At 67.2% G+C, this 19,309-nt stretch carries 19 protein-coding genes; 11 read left to right on the top strand and 8 right to left on the bottom strand.

Features of this window, described 5'->3' with window-relative positions; all coding sequences use genetic code 11:
- Window positions 1–39: 39 nt before the first annotated feature.
- Entirely contained in the window at window positions 40–636 is a 597-nt protein-coding gene (locus tag DBV35_RS03885) for a LolA family protein (protein ID WP_245943829.1), read from the top strand.
- 4 nt (window positions 637–640) lie between these two features.
- Complete coding sequence (locus DBV35_RS03880; protein WP_245943828.1) at window positions 641–1,123, top strand: universal stress protein; 483 nt, start codon at window positions 641–643, stop codon at window positions 1,121–1,123.
- Between the two features lie 93 nt (window positions 1,124–1,216).
- Here DBV35_RS03880 and DBV35_RS03875 read toward each other — a convergent pair whose 3' ends face one another.
- From DBV35_RS03875 to DBV35_RS03860, 4 genes are all read right to left on the bottom strand, one after another.
- Entirely contained in the window at window positions 1,217–1,849 is a 633-nt protein-coding gene (locus tag DBV35_RS03875) for an HD domain-containing protein (RefSeq protein WP_108658913.1), read from the bottom strand.
- Window positions 1,846–3,021 carry a M20 aminoacylase family protein gene (locus DBV35_RS03870; protein ID WP_108658912.1) on the bottom strand — a complete coding sequence of 392 codons (1,176 nt, stop codon included), beginning with the start codon at window positions 3,019–3,021 and terminating at the stop codon, window positions 1,846–1,848. Before DBV35_RS03870 ends, DBV35_RS03875 begins: the two co-directional genes overlap by 4 nt.
- Before the next feature lie 139 nt (window positions 3,022–3,160).
- The gene (locus tag DBV35_RS03865) at window positions 3,161–5,443 is read right to left on the bottom strand and encodes a TRAP transporter permease (protein WP_205648461.1); all 2,283 of its coding nucleotides are present in this window, start codon (window positions 5,441–5,443) and stop codon (window positions 3,161–3,163) included.
- A 387-nt stretch (window positions 5,444–5,830) separates the two neighbouring features.
- Window positions 5,831–6,835, bottom strand: a complete 1,005-nt coding sequence (locus DBV35_RS03860) for a TAXI family TRAP transporter solute-binding subunit (protein ID WP_108658911.1) — start codon at window positions 6,833–6,835, stop codon at window positions 5,831–5,833.
- A 272-nt stretch (window positions 6,836–7,107) separates the two neighbouring features.
- Between DBV35_RS03860 and acs the strand changes: the two genes are divergently transcribed.
- Window positions 7,108–9,060: an acetate--CoA ligase gene (gene acs, locus DBV35_RS03855; RefSeq protein WP_108658910.1), complete on the top strand. Its 1,953-nt coding sequence runs from the start codon at window positions 7,108–7,110 to the stop codon at window positions 9,058–9,060.
- A gap of 146 nt (window positions 9,061–9,206) precedes the next feature.
- Here the strand turns inward: acs and DBV35_RS03850 are convergent, their stop codons facing one another.
- A complete protein-coding gene (locus DBV35_RS03850; RefSeq protein WP_108658909.1) occupies window positions 9,207–9,836 on the bottom strand; it encodes a septation protein A in 630 nt (209 codons plus the stop codon).
- A 288-nt stretch (window positions 9,837–10,124) separates the two neighbouring features.
- Here DBV35_RS03850 and lptB point away from each other — a divergent pair, with 288 nt between their 5' ends.
- The 5 genes from lptB to leuC all read left to right on the top strand — a co-directional run bounded on the left by lptB (window position 10,125) and on the right by leuC (window position 15,119).
- On the top strand, window positions 10,125–10,931 hold the full coding sequence (gene lptB / locus DBV35_RS03845; RefSeq protein WP_108658908.1) for an LPS export ABC transporter ATP-binding protein: 807 nt from the start codon (window positions 10,125–10,127) through the stop codon (window positions 10,929–10,931).
- Between the two features lie 62 nt (window positions 10,932–10,993).
- A complete protein-coding gene (gene rpoN / locus DBV35_RS03840) occupies window positions 10,994–12,340 on the top strand; it encodes an RNA polymerase factor sigma-54 (RefSeq protein WP_281262215.1) in 1,347 nt (448 codons plus the stop codon).
- A 168-nt stretch (window positions 12,341–12,508) separates the two neighbouring features.
- Entirely contained in the window at window positions 12,509–13,123 is a 615-nt protein-coding gene (hpf, locus tag DBV35_RS03835; RefSeq protein WP_108658906.1) for a ribosome hibernation-promoting factor, HPF/YfiA family, read from the top strand.
- 5 nt (window positions 13,124–13,128) lie between these two features.
- Window positions 13,129–13,590 (top strand): PTS IIA-like nitrogen regulatory protein PtsN, encoded by a 462-nt coding sequence (gene ptsN, locus DBV35_RS03830; protein ID WP_108658905.1) that lies wholly within the window; start codon window positions 13,129–13,131, stop codon window positions 13,588–13,590.
- Between the two features lie 128 nt (window positions 13,591–13,718).
- Window positions 13,719–15,119, top strand: coding sequence for a 3-isopropylmalate dehydratase large subunit (gene leuC / locus DBV35_RS03825; protein WP_108658904.1), 1,401 nt, complete (start codon window positions 13,719–13,721; stop codon window positions 15,117–15,119).
- Window positions 15,120–15,179: 60 nt separating this feature from the next.
- Here leuC and DBV35_RS03820 read toward each other — a convergent pair whose 3' ends face one another.
- On the bottom strand, window positions 15,180–15,707 hold the full coding sequence (locus DBV35_RS03820) for a hypothetical protein (RefSeq protein ID WP_108658903.1): 528 nt from the start codon (window positions 15,705–15,707) through the stop codon (window positions 15,180–15,182).
- Window positions 15,708–15,792: 85 nt separating this feature from the next.
- Complete coding sequence (locus tag DBV35_RS03815; protein ID WP_205648460.1) at window positions 15,793–16,677, bottom strand: polyprenyl synthetase family protein; 885 nt, start codon at window positions 16,675–16,677, stop codon at window positions 15,793–15,795.
- 186 nt (window positions 16,678–16,863) lie between these two features.
- Between DBV35_RS03815 and DBV35_RS03810 the strand changes: the two genes are divergently transcribed.
- The 3 genes from DBV35_RS03810 to DBV35_RS03800 all read left to right on the top strand — a co-directional run bounded on the left by DBV35_RS03810 (window position 16,864) and on the right by DBV35_RS03800 (window position 18,420).
- On the top strand, window positions 16,864–17,544 hold the full coding sequence (locus tag DBV35_RS03810) for a transglycosylase domain-containing protein (protein ID WP_157961567.1): 681 nt from the start codon (window positions 16,864–16,866) through the stop codon (window positions 17,542–17,544).
- Between the two features lie 134 nt (window positions 17,545–17,678).
- Window positions 17,679–17,864 carry a 50S ribosomal protein L32 gene (gene rpmF, locus DBV35_RS03805; protein ID WP_108658901.1) on the top strand — a complete coding sequence of 62 codons (186 nt, stop codon included), beginning with the start codon at window positions 17,679–17,681 and terminating at the stop codon, window positions 17,862–17,864.
- Between the two features lie 115 nt (window positions 17,865–17,979).
- On the top strand, window positions 17,980–18,420 hold the full coding sequence (locus DBV35_RS03800) for a hypothetical protein (RefSeq protein ID WP_108658900.1): 441 nt from the start codon (window positions 17,980–17,982) through the stop codon (window positions 18,418–18,420).
- Window positions 18,421–18,506: 86 nt separating this feature from the next.
- Here the strand turns inward: DBV35_RS03800 and phaR are convergent, their stop codons facing one another.
- Complete coding sequence (gene phaR / locus DBV35_RS03795) at window positions 18,507–19,184, bottom strand: polyhydroxyalkanoate synthesis repressor PhaR (RefSeq protein WP_117434477.1); 678 nt, start codon at window positions 19,182–19,184, stop codon at window positions 18,507–18,509.
- Window positions 19,185–19,309 lie beyond the last annotated feature (125 nt).

Below are 19,309 nucleotides of genomic sequence, written 5' to 3'. Positions count from 1 at the left end.
ACCCTCATGGGTCGGTTCGACCCCATTCGGAGGACAGCCATGACATTCCTTGCCCGCATCTTCCTCGCGCTGACGCTCGTCGCGACCGCCCTTCCGGCGTCCGCGGCGACCGACGAGGCGCTGAAGGAGATCAACCAATACTTCAACTCCATCAAGACGATGCGAGGGGAGTTCGTGCAGTTTGGGCCGGACGGGCAACGCACGCAGGGCCGTTTCGCGATCTCGCGTCCCGGCAAGGTCCGCTTCTTTTACGACTCGCCCTCGACGCTCGACATCATCGCCGACGGCAAGTCCGTCGCCGTGCGCGATCGCAAGCTCGCCACGCAAGACATCTGGCCGCTTCAGCGCACGCCGCTGCGCTTCCTGCTCGACAACACGATCGACCTCACGTCCGACGCGAAGGTCACCGATGTCGACATCCAGCCCGACATCATCTCGATCACCATCGAGGAATCCACCGCCTTCGGCGACGGCTCGCTGACGCTCCTGTTCGACGCCGGCACCAAGGAACTGAAGCAGTGGAATGTCGTCGACGGGAAGGGCCAGGAGACCAGCGTCTCGATCTACAATGTCGCGACGGGGGTGCCGGTCGACCGGGATCTCTTCAACATCGACTACACGCGCATCCTCGAGTAATTCCGTGACCCGCGATCACCGTCCTGCCACGCGCAAATTCCTCGTCGTCGTCGACGACACGCCGGAATGCGAGCGCGCCCTCCTCTATGCGGCCAAGCGCGCCGCCAACACCGGCGCGTCCGTGGTGGCGCTCTGCGTCGCGGCGACGAGCGAGTTCCAGCACTGGCTCGGCGTCGAGAATCTGATGCGCGAGGAGGCTGAGCAGGAGGCCGAGGAGATGCTCGACCGCGCGCTCACCAAGCTCGCCGACCACATTCCGGGCCAGCCGGAGCGCCGCATCGTCATCGGCAACCGTGTCGAGGGGATCAGGCAGGTGATCGCGGACGACCCGTCGATCGTGATTCTGGTACTCGCCGCGGCGTCCGGCTCGGAAGGCCCCGGCCCGCTCGTCAGCGCGATCGCGGGCGGACAGGCGGGCGCCTATCCGATCCCCATCACCATCGTTCCGGGTGAATTGACGGACGAGGAGATCGACGCGATCTCCTGAGCGGCCGGAGGCACGGGCGCCGCGCGTCCGTCCCCTGCCCTTTCGCGCCGGCCCAGCGCCTGAAAAACCCCAGGCTTCGGCGCCTGATCAATCCTAATCGAGACCCGCGGCGCGACGCTCGGCCACCACGCGGTCGACGAGCGGCACGCGCACGCCCGCCGAGATCACCTGCGGCGTGTAGGGGTCGCGGCCGAACACTTCGGCCACCAGCGGGCGGAAGAAGTCGATCGGCAGGCTCTCATAGTCCGGGTCGAAGCTCGCCTGGTCCCAGCGCTCGCAGAACAGGATCGCGTCGTCATAATAGGGGTGGCTCTCATGACGGCGGCGCACCTCGCGGTTTCCGCCGAAATGGTGCGCGTAATAATAGCGCTGGAAGAGCCCGTGATTGGCGATCACCCAGGTGCATTGGTCGCGCAGATAGGGCCGCAGGATCGAGGCGGCATATTCGTCGTGATTGTAGGGGGCGTAGAGATCCCCGACATCGTGGAGGAGCGCGGCCACCACCCAGTCCGTGTCGGCCCCGTCGCGCCAGGCGCGGGTCGCCGCCTGGATCGAATGCTGGTAGCGCGAGACCCGGTAGGCCGAGTCCACATTGTCGAGGAGGCGCAGCGCGTCGATGAGGCGATCGCCGACATGCAGCGCCGCCTCCCGCTCGTGCCGCTCCAGGAAGAGATAATCGTCGCGGTCGCCATCGGCCATCCGCGTGAACTTGACGGTGTCGGTCATGCTGTCCGAGGCAACGCTGTCTCTACCAGCGTCGTCCAGTAGGAGCATCCCACCGGGATGAGCTCGTCGTTGAAGTCGTAGGCGTCGTTGTGGAGGTTGGCGACATCCTCCCCGACACCGGCGAAAATGAAGGCGCCGGGCCGCTCGTTCAGCATGAACGAGAAGTCCTCGCCGCCCATGGTCGGGACCACGTTGCGGTCCACGTTCGTCTCGCCGACCACCTTGGCCGCGATATCGGCCGCGAAGCTGGCCTCGGCCGCATCGTTGGCGGTGACGGGATAGTCACGCGAATAATCGAGCCGCGCCTCGACGCCGTAGGCGGCGCCGACCTGGGCGACCATCGCCTCGAGCCGCGCCTCGATGAGGTCGCGCATCTCCGGGAGGAGCGTGCGGACGGTGCCGCGCAGCTCGGCCGAGGACGGGATGACGTTGTCGGTCGTCCCGGCATGGAACATGGTGATCGAGAGGACCGCGGCCTCCAGCGGATCGGCATTGCGGGCCACGATCGACTGCGCGGCCGTGATGATCGCGGCGCCGGCGACGATCGGGTCGCGCGACAGATGCGGCTTCGCGGCGTGCCCGCTCAACCCGTCGATGGTGATGCGCAGGCGGTCGGCCGAGGCCATCAGCGGGCCCGGACGGATCGCGAAGGTGCCGACGGGCATCCCCGGCATGTTGTGCATCCCGAAGACGCGCTCGATCCCGAAGCGGGTGAGGAGCCCGTCATCAATCATCGCCTTGGCGCCCGCCCCGCCCTCTTCGGCCGGCTGGAAGATGACCGCGACGGTGCCGCCGAAATTGCGCGTCTCGGCGAGATATTTGGCGGCGCCGAGGAGCATCGCGGTGTGGCCGTCATGGCCGCAGGCGTGCATCACGCCGGGGGTCTTCGAGGCGTAGGGCTTGTTGGTGCGCTCCAGGATCGGCAGCGCGTCCATGTCGGCGCGCAGGGCGATCACCGGGCCCGCCCCGCCGCCCTTCCCCTTGATGATGCCGACGACGCCGGTCTTGCCGAGGCCGGTCGCCACCTCGTCGAGCCCGAATTCGCGCAGCTTGTCGGCGACGACGGCGGACGTGCGCACCGTGTCGTAGAGCAGCTCCGGGTTCTCGTGGAGGTCACGGCGCCAGGCCGTGATCTCTTCGGTCAGGTCGTGGAAGCGGTTGACGATGGGCATCGACGTCTCCGGGGGACTGGCTTTGTTCAATCACAACATTGTGGTCCGTTCCAGACCACTTTTGCAGCTTCGCCCGGAAAGTATGCCGCAGAATCGTTTGCAGGCGTTCTAATTCGCGCTCTGAATCATAGAAATTCCGTCATGCCGCCGCCGCGGATGGCGTGCGACGCGACCAGATCGCGTTGAGGGCGAGGAGCGCGACCACGAAGATCGCGGCGGCAACGTTGAGAAGAACGTGCCCCGGATAGATCAGCGCGACGCCGCCGGCGGCAAGGCCGGCACGGGCGTAGATCGGCAGCGGCGCCTCGAAGGCCCCGTCGATCGCCGTTCCGAGCGCGCCGACGCCGAGGAGCGCGACGATGAAGAGGAGCCCGACCTCGATCGGCGAGCCGGTGAGGAAGGCCGTGTAGGCGAACATCACCGGCATCAGATAGAGGCCCTTCGACAGGCGCCAGGCGACGAGGCCGGTCGACATCGGCGGTGTCTTCGCGATCGCCGCCGCCGCGAAGGCGGTGAGGCACACCGGCGGCGTCACGTTGCTGTCCTGGCTCAGCCAGAAGATGATCATGTGCGCCGAGAGGAGCGCGCCGGTGATCACCGCCGGATCGATGCCGGCGCGGGCGTTCTGGTAGATCTGGTCGAGAAGCTCGGGCGGGAGCTTGGCGTAGAGGGCCGCCGCGTCGCCCGCGCTCATGGGCGCGGCGAGCGCGGTCAGCGCCGCCGGGTCGGCGAGCATGAAGAAGGGCTTCACCGTGTCCGCGAGCGTGCCCGACACCATCGCCGCGATCGTCGCCGCGTCGATCGTCTCGTTGGACATCACGTTGGCGAGGATGAGCTGCTGGAGCGCCGGGGCCGAGAGCGTCGCGAGCACGATATAGGCCGCCGTCACCGGCAGGCCCATGCCGAGGACCAGCGAGGCGAGCGCGATCAGCACCAGCGCGATGAAGAGATTGCCGCCCGCCCAGTCCGAGATCATCAGCGAGAAGGTGTTGCCGATGCCGGTCATCGCGATGACGTTGACGATGAGGCCGACCGAGATGAGGAGCACCGCGGTCGTGATCATGTTCGACGCGCCGAGCGCGAGCGCGTCCATGATGGAGCGCAGCCCCATCCGGTTCGGCGTCAGCCAGGACGAGACGATGACGGCGAGGATCGCGTAGCCGGCCGCGTAGGTGGGCGTGAAGCCGTAGATGAGGAGGCCGATGAGGACGACGATCGGGATGAGGAAGGACGGGCCGCCCCGCTTCATGACCTCCCACACGCGCGTCCCGTCGTCGACGCCGACGACACCGGAGCGCTTCGCCTCGATGCGCACGAACATCGCGACGGAGGCGAAATAGACGATCGCCGGCAGCAGCGCGACGGCGACGATGTCGAGGTAGGAGATCTGCGTGTAGCTCGCCATCACGAACGCGCCCGCGCCCATGATCGGCGGCATGAGCTGGCCGCCGGTGGAGGCCGCCGCCTCGACGCCCGCCGCGAATTTGGGCGGGAAGCCGGAGCGCTTCATGAGGGGGATGGTGATGACGCCGGTCGACACCGTGTTCGCGATCGCCGAGCCCGAGATCGTGCCGGTGAGGCCGGAGGCGAGGACGGCGACGAAGCCCGGCCCGCCTGTGAAGCGCCCCGCTGCGGCGCGCGCGAGGTCGACGATGAAGTCGCCCGCGCCCGAGCGCAGCAGGAACGCGCCGAACAGGATGAACATGAAGACGTAGGTCGCCGAGATCTGGCCGATCGTGCCGAACATGCCCTCGTCGGAGAAGATCGAGCGGAAGGTGACGGTCTCGATCGACAGGCCCGCGAAACGGAAGACGCCGGGGATCATCGAGCCCCAGATCGTCGGATAGGTGACGGCGATGATAATGAGGACCGGGATGATCCAGCCCGTCGTGCGCCGCGTCAGCTCGATCGCGCCGAGGATGACGATCGCCGCCATCACCCAATCCTGCAGCGAGAGCGAGACGCCGCGATCGTAGATCGCGTTCTCGTTCGCGATGAGGGTGACGGCCGAGATGGCGACGAGGAGGCCGAAGATGATGTCGGCGATCAGGACGATCCGCGCCGCACCCTCGCTCTTCGTCTGGATGAAGGGGAAGCGCAGCGTGCACAGGATCGCGAAGCCCGCGAAGTGCACCGAGCAGAGCGTCAGCGTCGACAGGGTGGCGAGATCGCCGAACCAGCGGCCGAGCGGCACGAGGACGCCGCCGACGGCCGGCAGATCCTCGCCGAGCGCGACGAGGCCGCGCTCCAGCGGGGTGCCGAGCGCGTTGGCGAGGACGTGGAAGATCGAGACGAGGACGGCGAAGAGGAAGAAGGCCCAGGACAGCACCGGGTTGTGGGCGAAGTCGCGCACGCCGGGCGGATCGACGCCCTCACCGGTCACATCGGGGGCGGTGGCCTCAACACGGTTCGCGTCAGTCAATGGATTTCCCCGCGCATCGGCGCCTTGTTGTCGATGTCCATGTCGGAAGTCTCACCCTTGCTGCGGCCGCCTGCCGTCCGGGAGGACGGGGCTGAGGAGCGACACCGCCCGCAAGGCCGGCATCAGGAGGCGAACCTTCGGCCCGCGATACGAGGATGCGGCACGTTGACGGCGCCGCGGCTTACAATCCGGTCCGCACCGCGAAATGTCGTTGCGGCACAGAGTCACGAGCGAGTCGGGCAACGGAAACAACCGTCCGTTGCCGACCGCCACCTGCCATTGTCTTGCCACAAGCGGAGGCGGGACAAAAGAGACGCCCGGCCGCGCTTGCGTGCGGCCGGGCGTCGGTCATCGGGGCGAGGCGGCCGGGCCGCCACGCGGAATGGATTATTTCAGCCGATCCGGCACGTTGACGCCGGCTTCCTCGAAATAGCGCAGCGCGCCGGGGTGCAGCTTCAGCGGCAGGCCCGCGATCGCCGTCTCGAGGCTCATCGTGTTGGTCGCCGGGTGGATCGACTGCAGGAAGGGCAGGTTCTCGAAGATCGTCTTCGTGATCTTGTAGACGTCGTCCTCGGAGACCGACGCGTCGACCGCGAGGAAGTTCGGCTGCGCGATCGTCACGATGTCCTTGTCGACGCTCGGATACATGCCGGCCGGGATCTTATAGGCGGTCCAGAGCTCATCGAACTCGCCGTTCGCCGCTTTGATCTGCTCGTCGGTGAAGCCGAGGAGCGTGATCTGGTCGCCCATGTTGGCGAAGGCGGAGGAGACGGCGGAGACGGGCGCGCCGGCCGGGGTCGACATGCCGTCGATCTGGCCGTTCTGGAGCGCGTCGGCGGACGGGCCGTAGCCCATGTAGGCGAGGTCGAAATCCTCGTCCATGTTCATGCCGAGATTGTTGAGGATCGTCCGGTTGGAGCCGAGCGTGCCGGAGTTCTGCGCGCCCATCGACACGGTGCGGCCCTTCAGCTTCTCCATGTCCATGATCGTGCCCGAATCGACATAGTCGGAGCGCACGACGAAGTGCTCGACGTTCGGCCACAGCATCGAGACCGAGCGCAGATTGTCCTGCGGACCCATGCTTTCGAGCGGGCCGATGCCCTTCGCGGCGTAGGCGCCATAAAGGCCCTGGAGAATGCCGAACTGCGCCTCGCCGTTGCGCATGAGGGCGACATTCTCGCCCGAGCCGGCCGAGTTGATGGCGCTCATGTTGATGCCTTCGGTCGGCTGCAGCTTGACCTTCACCACGGTCGCGAGCGCGACGCCGACCGGGTAGTAGGTGCCGCCGGTGGAGGCGGTCGCCAGCAGATAATCCGCGGCCTTCACATCGCTCGGCCCGGCCAAGACGGCGGCCCCCAGCGCCAGAGCGCAGGCTGTTGTCATGAACTTCATGGGGTCTCCCTCCCTTTCTGCTGGGTCATAAATTCGACCCGGTCTGGTTAACCTTTAACCGCAATGTCGTTGCCCTGAGAAGGTATTTACGCAATTGCCCGCTGGCCACCGGTCTTGTGGACGCGCCCCCTCCAAGCGGCTAACGCTTAGTCGCGGGCCGCAAAGGGTGCGGTCCGGGCACGGTGTGTCGAAGGCGTGTTCCGGCGTCGGCGGGCTCCCGCCGCGCCCCGGCGCGCACTTCGACAACAAAGACGAAACGGCGAGGAAACGACATGACCGACACGTTCGCGGTCCCCTCGAGCATCGCATCGACCGCCCACGTCAACGCGGAAACTTACGAGCGGAAATATGCCGCTTCGGTGGCCGATCCGGATGCATTCTGGGGAGAGGAAGGCAAGCGCATCGACTGGATCAAGCCCTACACGAAGGTCAAGAACACCTCCTTCGCGTATCCCGATGTCGACATCAAATGGTACGAGGACGGCACGCTGAACGCGTGCGTCAACTGCGTCGACAGGCACCTTGCGACCCGCGGCGACCAGACGGCGCTGATCTGGGAGCAGGACGATCCGGACGCGCCGGCCCAGCACATCACCTATCGCACCCTCTATGAGGAGGTGTGCAAGTTCGCGAACGTCCTGAAGTCGCTGGGGGTCAAGCGCGGCGACCGCGTCATCATCTACCTGCCGATGATCCCCGAGGCGGCCTACGCGATGCTCGCCTGCGCGCGGATCGGGGCGATCCACTCCGTCGTCTTCGCCGGCTTCTCGGCCGACAGCCTCGCGAACCGCATCAACGATTGCGGCGCGAAGCTCCTCATCACCGCCGACGGGGCGCCGCGCGGCGGCCGCACCACGAACCTCAAGGACAACGCCAACCAGGCGCTCCTCATGTGCGACGACCGGGTGAAGTGCCTCGTCGTGAAGCGCACCGGCAAGCAGGTCGCCTGGCGTCCGAACAACGATTTCTGGCTGCACGAGCTCGCCGCCGACGTTCCGGCCGAGTGCGCGCCGGAGGAGATGAAGGCTGAGGATCCGCTCTTCATCCTCTACACCTCCGGCTCGACCGGGCGGCCGAAGGGCGTCGTCCACACCACGGGCGGCTATCTCGTCTACGCCGCGATGACCCACGAGCTGACCTTCGACTACAAGGACGGCGAGGTCTACTGGTGCACCGCCGATGTCGGCTGGGTCACCGGGCACACCTATATCGTCTACGGCCCCCTCGCGAACGGCGCGATCAGCCTGATGTTCGAGGGCGTGCCCACCTATCCGGACGCCGGCCGCTTCTGGGCCGTGTGTGAGAAGCACAAGGTCGCGACCTTCTACACCGCGCCCACCGCGATCCGCGCCCTGATGGGCAAGGGCGACGCGCCGGTGAAGAAGCACGACCTCTCCTCGCTGCGCATCCTCGGCACCGTCGGCGAGCCGATCAACCCGGAAGCCTGGCGCTGGTACTACGAGGTCGTCGGCGACAAGCGCTGCCCGGTGGTCGACACCTGGTGGCAGACCGAGACCGGCGGCCACCTCATCACCCCGCTCCCCGGCGCGACACCGACGAAGCCGGGCTCGGCGACGAAGCCCTTCTTCGGCATCGTCCCCGCCGTGCTCGACCCGGCGACGGGCGAGGAGAAGGCGGGCGCGACCGAGGGTGTCCTCGTGATCAAGGATAGCTGGCCCGGCCAGATGCGCACCGTGTGGGGCGACCACCAGCGCTTCGTGGACACCTACTTCCAGCAGTACAAAGGCAGCTACTTCACCGGCGACGGCTGCCGGCGCGACGAGGACGGCTATTACTGGATCACCGGCCGCGTCGACGACGTGCTCAACGTCTCGGGCCACCGGATGGGGACGGCCGAGATCGAATCGGCCCTCGTCGCCCACCCCGCCGTCAGCGAGGCCGCGGTCGTCGGCTACCCGCACGACATCAAGGGCCAGGGCATCTACTGCTATGTGACGCTGATGTCGGACCGCGAGCCGACCGAGGCGCTGCGCAAGGAGCTGTCCGACTTCGTGCGCAACGAGATCGGCCCCATCGCCAAGCCCGACCTCATCCAGTGGGCCCCCGGCCTGCCGAAGACGCGCTCGGGCAAGATCATGCGCCGCATCCTGCGCAAGATCGCGGAGGACGATTTCGGCAGCCTCGGCGACACCTCGACCCTCGCCGAGCCCGCGGTGGTGGACGACCTCATCGCCAACCGCCAGAACCGCAAGGAAACGGCCTGACCGGCCGCCAGATCATCCCGCGCCCGATGGAGCGCGGGCCGGATGATCTGGCTCCGTGACGACGAGAAGGAGCCGCGCGCGCCGCGGCTCCGCCATTTGCCTATTTTTGAGGCTTCGGCCCGCGCTGTCGCGGCCGCGCGAATTGCCTAATTTTGCGGCAGAGCGTGCCGCTGGATCAGCGGGAGCTGGCACAGGGTGAAGAGGATGGTGATCGGCATCGTGCCGAACACCTTGAAGGTCACCCACGTGTCGGTCGAGAAGCTGCGCCAGACGACCTCGTTGAGGGCGGCGAGGAACAGGAAGAAGAGCCCCCAGCGCAGCGAAAGCTTGCGCCAGCCCTCCTCGTCAAGCTGCAGCACACCGTCGAACACGATGCCGAGGAGCGGGCGCTTCAGGAGGAAGAGCCCGCCGAGGAGCGCCGCCGCGAACATGAGGTTCACGATCGTCGGCTTCAGCTTGATGAAGAGATCGTCCTGCAGATAGAGCGTCAGCCCGCCGAAGGCGACGACGATCACGCCCGACACGAGCGGCATCACCGGCACGCGGCGATAGAGAATCAGCGAGATCGTGAGGGCGAGGATGGTCGCCGTCATGAACGCGCCGGTGGCGGCCATGATGCCGACATCCTTCTCGGCGACATGCTGGAAGAGGCCGAACCGCTTGAGGTCCCAATTGTCGGCGCGGGCGTTGACCAGGAAGAAGATCAGCAACGGCCCGAGCTCCAGAATGAGCTTGAGGACGCTCTGCTCCCGCCGCTTTTCGCCCGCCCCTTCCATCCGACATGTCTCCCAAAGTCGCCGTGCTCTGCGCCTCAGATGGCGCCGACGCCCGGTCGATCCAACCGGCGATCTGCACGGCGGCACGCCACCTGCCTACAGAAGGCGGGGTGGAGTGTACACCCGCGGCCGACGCCCCCCGAATGTTGCCGATCCGCTCCACTCGCGACGGAAGGCGACATCGCGCCCCTTCTGTCGGCGCATTCGGGACCACAGGTGTTGATCGATCTGCCCCGCGGCGACTATGGCGTTCCAATGGGGACTGGCTCTTTTGTATAGACGGTTAATATGGATCAGACTGCCCCACCAGCGCGGCGCGTGACGTCCGCGGACCGTCCCGGCGCGGGCGACGCCTCCGAGAGCGGCGCTGCGTCGCTCGGCCTCGCCGCGAGCAACCTCGCCAAGACCTATGGCCGCCGCACCGTCGTGCGCGACGTGTCGCTGACCGTGCGCCAGGGCGAGACGGTCGGCCTTCTCGGCCCGAACGGCGCCGGCAAGACCACCGTGTTCTACATGATCACCGGGCTCATCAAGCCGGACGCCGGAACGATCGCGCTCGACGGGTTCGACGTCACGAAGCTGCCGATGTATCGCCGGGCGCGGCTCGGCATAGGCTATTTGCCGCAGGAGGCGTCGATCTTCCGCGGCCTCACCGTCGCGCAGAACATCAACGCGATCCTGGAACTGACCGAGCCGAACCGGACGCGCCGCAAGGAGGCGCTCGCGGAATTGCTGGACGAATTCGGCCTGACGCGGCTCGCGAACGCGCCCGCCCCGTCCCTCTCGGGCGGCGAGCGGCGGCGTGTGGAAATCGCCCGCGCCCTCGCCTCGCGCCCCGACTTCATGCTCCTCGACGAGCCCTTCGCGGGCGTCGACCCAATCGCGGTGGCAGATATCCAGACATTGGTGCGCCACCTCACCCAGCGCGGGATCGGCGTGCTCATCACCGACCACAATGTCAGAGAAACCCTGGGGTTAATCGACCGTGCGACAATTATCGCCGGCGGCGAGGTGCTGACGGAGGGCACCCCGGACGAGATCGTGAATAACCAAGATGTGCGAAGGCTCTATCTCGGAGAGCAATTCCGCCTTTGACACCCGGCCTTAACGGTTTATTCAAGGGGTATGCAAGGATCGCGCCAGCGGGTTTCAACTTCGTGACACTATCCCTCAGGCTTGTTCAGTCGCAGCGCCAGACACTGGCGATGACGCCGCAGCTCATGCAGGCGATCAAGCTTCTGCAAATGTCTAACCTCGAGCTCGAATCGGCCGTTCGCGAGGAGGTGGACCAGAACCCCCTCCTCTCGCTGGCCTCCCGCCCCGACAGTCGGCTGGGCGGGCGCCGCAACACCGTGACGCGCGATCCGTCCTCGATCGACCCTCTGGCCACCGTCGCCTCCCGCCCCTCCCTCACCGACCATTGCGCCCACGAGATCGCCGTCCTCGACCTCGACTGGACCGAGCGCGCGATCGCCGAGTTCCTCGTCGGCTCGATCGAGGAGAGCGGCCGGCTCTCCGAAGACGCCGAAGAGGCCGCGGTGGAGGCCCTGAAGGTCTCCCCCGCGCAGGTGTCCGTCACCCTCGCGAAGCTCCAGACCATCTCGCCGGCCGGCCTCTTCGCCCGGTCGCTGTCGGAATGCCTCGCCCTCCAGCTCGAGGAGCGCGGCGAGCTCACCGCGGTCGCCCGCGGCGTCCTCGACAATCTCCAGTTCGTCGCCCGGCGCGACGTGCGCCGCCTTGCCGAGGTGTGCGGCTGCGCCGAGGCCGAAGTGATCGACACCCTCGCCCTCCTGCGCACGCTCGACCCGCGGCCGGGCCTCGCCTTCGACACGTCCCCCGTCCACGCCATCGAGCCGGACGTGATCGTGCGGCGCCGGCCGAATGGCGGCTTCCTCGTCGTCCTCGACACGGCTCGGTTGCCTAAAGTGCTGATCGACGCCGACTATCACGCCGAGATCGCCTCGACCGGGAACGCCCAGGCCGTCTCCTTCGCGAACCAGTGCCTGCGCTCGGCCCACTGGCTGACGCGCAGCCTCGACCAGCGTGCGCGCACCATCGTGAAGGTCGCGAGCGCCATCGTGACGCGCCAGCGCGCCTTCTTCGACGGCACGGCCCAGCACGTCTCGCCGCTCACCCTGCGCGAGGTCGCCGAGGATATCGGCATGCACGAATCGACCGTGTCGCGGGTGGTGTCGAACAAGGCGCTCTCCTCCCCCCGCGGGGTCTTTCCCTTCCGCGCCTTCTTCGCGGTGGCGATCGACGCGACAGATGGCAGCGTCTCGGCCGAGGCTGTGCGCGCGAAGATCCGTCAGATCGTCGACACGGAGACCCCTGCGAGCGTACGATCGGACGACGAGATCGTGAAAACATTGAAAGCGGCGGGGATCGTCATCGCACGACGCACCGTCGCCAAATACAGGGAGGCCATGAACATCCCATCTTCGGTCGAACGTCGCCGGATGGCACGGCACGAGCGGAGCGGGGCGGCGCAAGCCCGGCGTTGACAGATTCGGCGAGGCGGGAATAGAACGCCGCGCCGCAGTCCTGGGAACGCTCGCACCCGCACTTCGTGCGCCTCACGCGGGGATCTTGAAGGGATCCCCTACGCAGAGGGTGTCGAAAAGGTGTAGCACGGCCTAAGCTGCATGATGTCATGGACGAGAGAGGTCGCAATGTCCCTCACCATCGCCGGAAAAAACATGGACGTCGGATCGTCCTTGCGGCAGCGCATTGAAGAGCGCGTCGATATTTCCGTTGGTAAATATTTCGACGGAAACTATTCCGGCCAGGTCACGATGACCAAATCCGGCGCCGGGTTCGAAGCGGACTGCACGATCCATCTCGACACGGGCGTGGTGCTGCGCACCTCCGCCACGGCCGGCGACGCGACGCAGGCCTTCGAGCAGGCCGCAGAGCGCATCGACAAGCGCCTGCGCCGCTACAAGCGCCGCCTGAAGGCGCACAATCACGGCCCGTCCAACTCCGAGATGGTCACCGCCGCGGCCAGCGAGTTCGTGCTCGCGACCCCGGACGAGGACGAGGAGCTCGAGGCCAACTACGCCCCGCTCGTCGTCGCCGAGGCGCCGACCAAGCTGCGCACGATGACCGTCGGCATGGCCGTGCTCCAGCTCGACCTCATCGATTCGCCCGCTCTCATGTTCATCAACGCGGCGAACTCGACGCTCAACGTCGTGTACCGCCGCCAGGACGGCAATGTCGGCTGGATCGATCCGTCGCTGGCCTCCGCGTCGAACGGATCCCAAGCGTCCGCGTCGGCGGCGGGCTAGGGTTCATGGATATTACCGCGCTCCTGCCCCCGGATAATGTCGTTCACCGTCTGAACGTCCATTCCAAGAAGCAGGCCATCCAGGAGATCAGCGCGGTCGCTGCGCGGCAAATCGGCGTTCCGGAGCGTGAAGTGTTCGACACGCTCCTCCAGCGCGAGCGCCTCGGCTCAACCGGCGTGGGGAATGGCATCGCCATCCCCCACGGCAAGCTCGTCGGGCTCGACCATCTGTCGGGCTTCTTCTTCCGCCTCGCGACCCCCATCGACTTCGAGGCGCTCGACAGCCAGCCGGTCGACCTGATCTTCGCCCTCCTCGCCCCCGAGGATGCGGGCGCCGATCATTTGAAGGCACTCGCCAAGATTGCGCGCATCCTGCGCACCCCCGGCATGGTCGACGAGCTTCGCGACGCCGACAATGCCAAGGAGATCTACGCGCTTTTGACGCGGGCGACGGCCGCCGTCGGCTGATAGCGATCCCATTCACGCTCCGTGCGACCCCGCGCGCACATGCGGTCTGCAACGATAGGCCGCTTGCCAATTGCGCGGCGCGTTGGCATCTGAGCTAGACACATGAAAAAGAGGGAGGCCCGAAGGCCATGCCGCCGCGCACGCTGTACGACAAGATCTGGGACGACCACCTCGTGGAACTGTCCGACGACGGCACGGCGCTCCTCTACATCGACCGTCACCTCGTCCATGAGGTGACGAGCCCGCAGGCGTTCGAGGGGCTCCGCCTCGCCGGCCGCAAGGTGCATGCGCCCGCGCGCACCCTGGCGGTCGTCGACCACAACGTTCCGACCACCGACCGCAGCGCCGGGATCGACGATCCCGAATCCGCGCTCCAGGTCGAGACGCTGGCCCAGAACGCCGTCGATTTCGGGATCGAATATTATAACGAGCTCGACCGCCGTCAGGGCATCGTCCACATCGTCGGCCCCGAGCAGGGCTTCACCCTGCCCGGCATGACGATCGTGTGCGGCGACAGCCACACCTCCACGCACGGCGCCTTCGGCGCGCTCGCGCACGGCATCGGCACGTCCGAGGTCGAGCACGTCCTCGCGACGCAGACGCTCGTGACGCGCAAGGCCAAGAACATGCGCGTGTCGGTGAACGGCACCGCGCCGCACTGGGTCACCGCGAAGGACATCATCCTGTCGATCATCGGCACGATCGGCACGGCGGGCGGCACCGGCAACGTCATCGAATATGCGGGCGACGCGATCCGCGCCCTGACGATGGAAGGCCGCATGACGGTCTGCAACATGTCGGTCGAGGCGGGTGCCCGCGCCGGCATGATCGCGCCGGACGACGTCACCTACGAGTACATCAAAGGCCGGCCGATGGCCCCCTCCGGCGCCGCGTTCGACCATGCGGTCGCCTACTGGCGCTCGCTGCCGAGCGATCCGGACGCGAAGTTCGACCGCGAGGTCAGCCTCGACGCGACGAACCTGCCGCCGGTCGTGACCTGGGGCACCTCGCCCGAGGCCGTCATCTCGATCGAGGGGAGCGTCCCGAACCCGGCCGACGTGACCGACCCGGCCAAGCGCCGCGCGATGGAGCGTGCGCTCGACTATATGGGCCTCACCCCCGGCACCCCGATGACCGACGTCGCGATCGACAAGGTCTTCATCGGCTCCTGCACCAACGGGCGCATCGAGGATCTTCGGGCGGTTGCGGACGTGGTGCGCGGCCACAAGCTCGCCGAGCGCGTCTCCGGCATCGTCGTGCCGGGCTCCGGCCTCGTGAAGGAGCAGGCCGAGGCCGAGGGCCTCGACAAGATCCTGACCGCGGCCGGCTTCGAATGGCGCGAGCCGGGCTGCTCGATGTGCCTCGGCATGAACGCCGACCGGCTCGGGCCCGAGGAGCGCTGCGCCTCGACCTCGAACCGCAACTTCGAGGGCCGTCAGGGCTACCGCGCCCGCACTCACCTCGTGTCGCCGCAGATGGCCGCCGCGGCCGCGATTGCCGGCCATTTCGTGGACGTGCGCAAGATCTGATCACGCCGACCGGCCCGATCCGAACGCAAAAAAGGCGCCCTCGCGGGCGCCTTTTTCATGTCACCACCAGAGCGGGCCGCAGGTGTCCACCACCCGGACGATCCGGCCGCGCGGGGTGAAGGTCACGACGCGCGCCCGGCAGGGACCGATCCGGACCACCGTGCGCCGAAAGGCCGGCAGCGGGGCGGGACGGACGACGACCGGCGGACGCCAGACGACCGGCGGCGGCGGGCGATACCAGCCGACGGGCGGACGGTGCCACCCCACCGGCGGCGGACGGTGCCAGCCCCCCGGAGGCGGGCGGTGCCAGTTGCCCGGCGGCGGGCGGTGTCCGGCATGGGGCGGCGGGCGATGGTGGCGCGGCGGGGGCCGGTGGCCGTGCCGCGGCGGACCGCGGCGGCCGTCGTCCCAGCCGCGATTGGGGCCGTTCGCCAGCGTGATCGCCCCGTCGGGCGCGGACGTCTGCGCACCGCGCAGATCCACCCCCTGCGGTGCGAGCGATGCCGCGCTCGCGGCCGGGACGAGCGCCAGGGCGGCACCGGCCGCGGCGAGGGCCGCGATCATGGTGCGTAGCGTCGACATGGTCATGAGACCGCTCCGTGTTTCCTCGAATGCCGGGCCAATGTGCGACAACCTGTCTGAAGGGATGCTGATCGTCCCGTTCAGACTCCCTTCAATTTCGCCGCTCGGCGACGAAGCGCGCCGCCTCGCGAAGGACATCGCCCGCCGCACCGAAAGGGGCGAGTTCGTCCGAAGCCGCGACAACGATTTCCGCAAGCCGCGCCCGCGCCGCGACGGGGCCGATGAGGGCCGGAATCGTCGCCTTGCCGATCGCGGCGTCCTTGCCGACGCGCTTGCCGGTCTCCTCCGCCGTCCCCTCGATGTCGAGGAGGTCGTCGGCGAGCTGGAAGCCCTCCCCGATCAGCGCACCGAACGCGGCAAGGCGCGCGCGCGTCGCGGCGTCGGCGCCCGAGAGCACCGCCCCCGCCTCGCACGCGGCGCGGATGAGCGCCCCCGTCTTCATCGCCTGCATGGTGCGGATCCCGGCCTCGTCGAGGCCGATGGCGTTGAGGTCGCGATACTGGCCGCCGACCATGCCGCGATGGCCGCTCTCGACCGCGAGGAGGCGCGCGAGCGGGCCGCCGGCCATCTCCGGCACGGGCGGGCTCGTGATCAGCTCGAAGGCGAGCGCCTGGAGCCCGTCGCCGACGAGGATCGCCGTCGCCTCGTCATAGGCCTTGTGGACGGTGGGGCGGCCGCGGCGCATGTCGTCGTCGTCCATCGCGGGGAGGTCGTCGTGGACGAGGCTGTAGGCGTGGAGCGCCTCGAAGGCGGCCCCGACCGCCACCGCGGGCGCCTCAGCCCCGCCGCACAGGGCGGCCGCCTCGATCACCAGGAACGGCCGGAAGCGCTTGCCGCCGCCGAGAAGGGCGTGCGCCGTCGCGTCGACGAGGCGGCCGGGCACGCGCGAATCGGCCCGCATCCCGTCGAGCGCCTGCGCGAGGACGCGGTCCGTCGCCGCGGCCGCATGGCCGAGCCGCTCGGCAAAACCCATCATTGTCTCCTCGGAGTCGGGGACGGCCATGCTAGAGCGGCTCTCGCTCCATGGAAATCAAGAGAGCGAGAAAAAGCCGCTCGACATCAAAGCGCTAGATGATCGTGTCCGCGCTCGAAGGCGGGCGCCGGATGCTCTAGGGGATCGAAACGATCGCGATTATCGTTGCATGCTCGATGGGGAGGATTCGTGCGCGTCATCATTCGAGCCCTGGCAGGAGCGGTGGCGACGGTCGTGTCGATCCCGCTCTTCCTCACCATCGTCTACGCCTTCGTCGACCCGCCCTCGCTCGCGATCATGCGGCGACAGGCCGAGGGGCGGCCGGCGGTGCAGATGTGGCGTCCGCTCGACGAGATCTCGCCGGTCCTCATCCGCGCCGTGGTGATGGCGGAAGACGCGCGCTTCTGCCTGCATTGGGGCGTCGACCTCAACCAGATGCGCATCGTCCTGCGCGAGGCGATGGACGGGGAGCCGCCGCGCGGGGCGAGCACCATCACGATGCAGGTGGTGAAGAACCTCTTCCTGTGGCCGGAGCGGGATTATCTGCGCAAGGCCGTGGAGGTGCCGCTCGCCTTCTGGATGGACCTCGTCCTGTCGAAGGACCGCATCCTCGAAATTTATCTGAACATCGCCCAGTGGAGCGCCTCGACCTACGGGGCGGAGGCGGCCTCACAGCATTATTTCGGCGTCCCGGCGGCGAACCTCACGCGCGAGCAGGCGGTGGCGCTCGCGACGATCCTGCCCGCGCCCGGCGCGCGCGACCCCCGGAATCCGGGCCGCCGGCACCGCGCGATCATCCAACATGTGAACAGAGAGCTTGAACGCGCGCCGTGGGTCTTTACCTGTCTGCCGGAGGACATCCGACCGTGAACGCGGCCGCGATGCGCCGGGGGCGTTGCCTTTGGCGTGTGGCCGCATTATAGGGCGGGGTCCGGCGGCAAAGCCGTCCCAATCCAACTTCACCGTTCAGGCCGCCACGACGCGTGCCAAGAGGAGACACTATCATGGCCGTGCCCAAGCGGAAGGTCAGCCCGATGAAGCGCGGTTTCCGCCGCTCTGCCGACGCGCTGAAGACCCCGACCTATGCCGAAGACAAGGACACGGGCGAGCTGAAGCGCCCGCACCATATCGACCTGAAGACGGGCCGCTATCGTGGCCGTCAGGTTCTGTCGGTGAAGCAGGACGACTGATCACGACGGAATGTGATCGAAATTGGAACGGAACTGAAAGCCTCGTTCGTCACTTCGATAATTGCGCCTCCCGTGTGGAAGGCATCAGCAACAGAATCATCGAGGGCCGCGTCCGATGGGTTTCTTTCCGTTCACGATCATTCCGCTCATATTCTACGTCCTCGCCGCCCTCTTCCTCTATGACCACTCGAACTATGTCGTAGAGCCCGGGCAGGTCGCGCTGCACCCGTTCTGGAGCGAGGCGGTCCTCAGCTTCACGCTCGTGTCGGGGCAGTCGTGGGCGCTGTCCTACGGCGACCTTCTGATCACGATCTCCGTCGTCCTCCTGCTTTTCAGCCTGTTGAAGACGGCGAGCACAAGCAAGACCACGATCCTCGGCAACATGATCATGGTGCTGGTCCTGTGCCTCTACATCATCCTCTTCCTGACCGTCGATTTCGCCGGCACGTCCACCTTCTTCCTGCTGACGGTGATCGCGCTCGTCGACACGCTCGCGACGGTGTCGATCTCGATGGTGGCCTCGCACTCCACGATGGACGCCGTCCCGGAGGATTGAGCGCGCACGGCAACGACAAAAGGGGCGAGATGCTCGCCCCTTCCCTGTCGTCCCGTCGCCTCTCGGGCTGCTGAGACCCTCGGCGCCTACTCGCCGCGCTGCTTCAGCGGCTCGCTGACGAACCCTTCGTCGAAATCCTCCGCCCCACCGTCGCTCTGCGGCGCGTGGGTCGGCTCCTGCGAGGCCTCGGGGGCCGGCACCGGCCGGGGCTTCGCGAGCGCGTCGATGCGAGCCTGCATGCTCGCGAGCTCTTTGCGCAGTGCAGCGACATCGTCGGCCAGAGTCTCGCCGCTCTGCGGCGCGGGCTCGGCCTCACGCGCGAACGGCATGAACATCCGCATCGAGCGCTGGAACATGTCCATGTTCCGCCGCACTTGGTCCTCGACGGCGCTGAACGCCTGGGCGCCGAGGGCCTCGTTCACCTGCTTGCGCAGCTTCTCCTGATCGCGCGCGAACGACGCGAGGGAGTGCTCCAGATAGGTCGGCACGATGCCCTGCATGTGCCCGCCATATAGCGTGATCAGCTGGCGCAGGAAGGCAATCGGAAGCAGGCCCGACCCACGGCTCTCGGCATCGAAGATGATCTGGCCAAGAACACCGCGCGTAATATCCTCGCCGGTCTTCGCATCGTGCACGACGAATTCTTCGCCGTGACGCACCATATCGGCAAGATCTTCGAGAGTTACGTATGCACTCGTACCCGTATGGTACAATCGCCGGTTGGCATACTTTTTGATCACCGTCGCTGGCTTTTCGCTCGGCATGCCCACCTCTACTTCATTGAAGACTTTAACGGCGCGAACGGTTCGGGACCGCTGACGCTCCCCCACGACAGTAGGACTAAAATTTGGCAAACGCCAGACAAGTTGCTGCAATTGCGAACACGACT

It is taken from the genome of Acuticoccus kandeliae (assembly GCF_003073115.1).
Note: the sequence above shows the minus strand (reverse complement) of the source record. Positions and strands in the feature narration are given on the sequence as shown.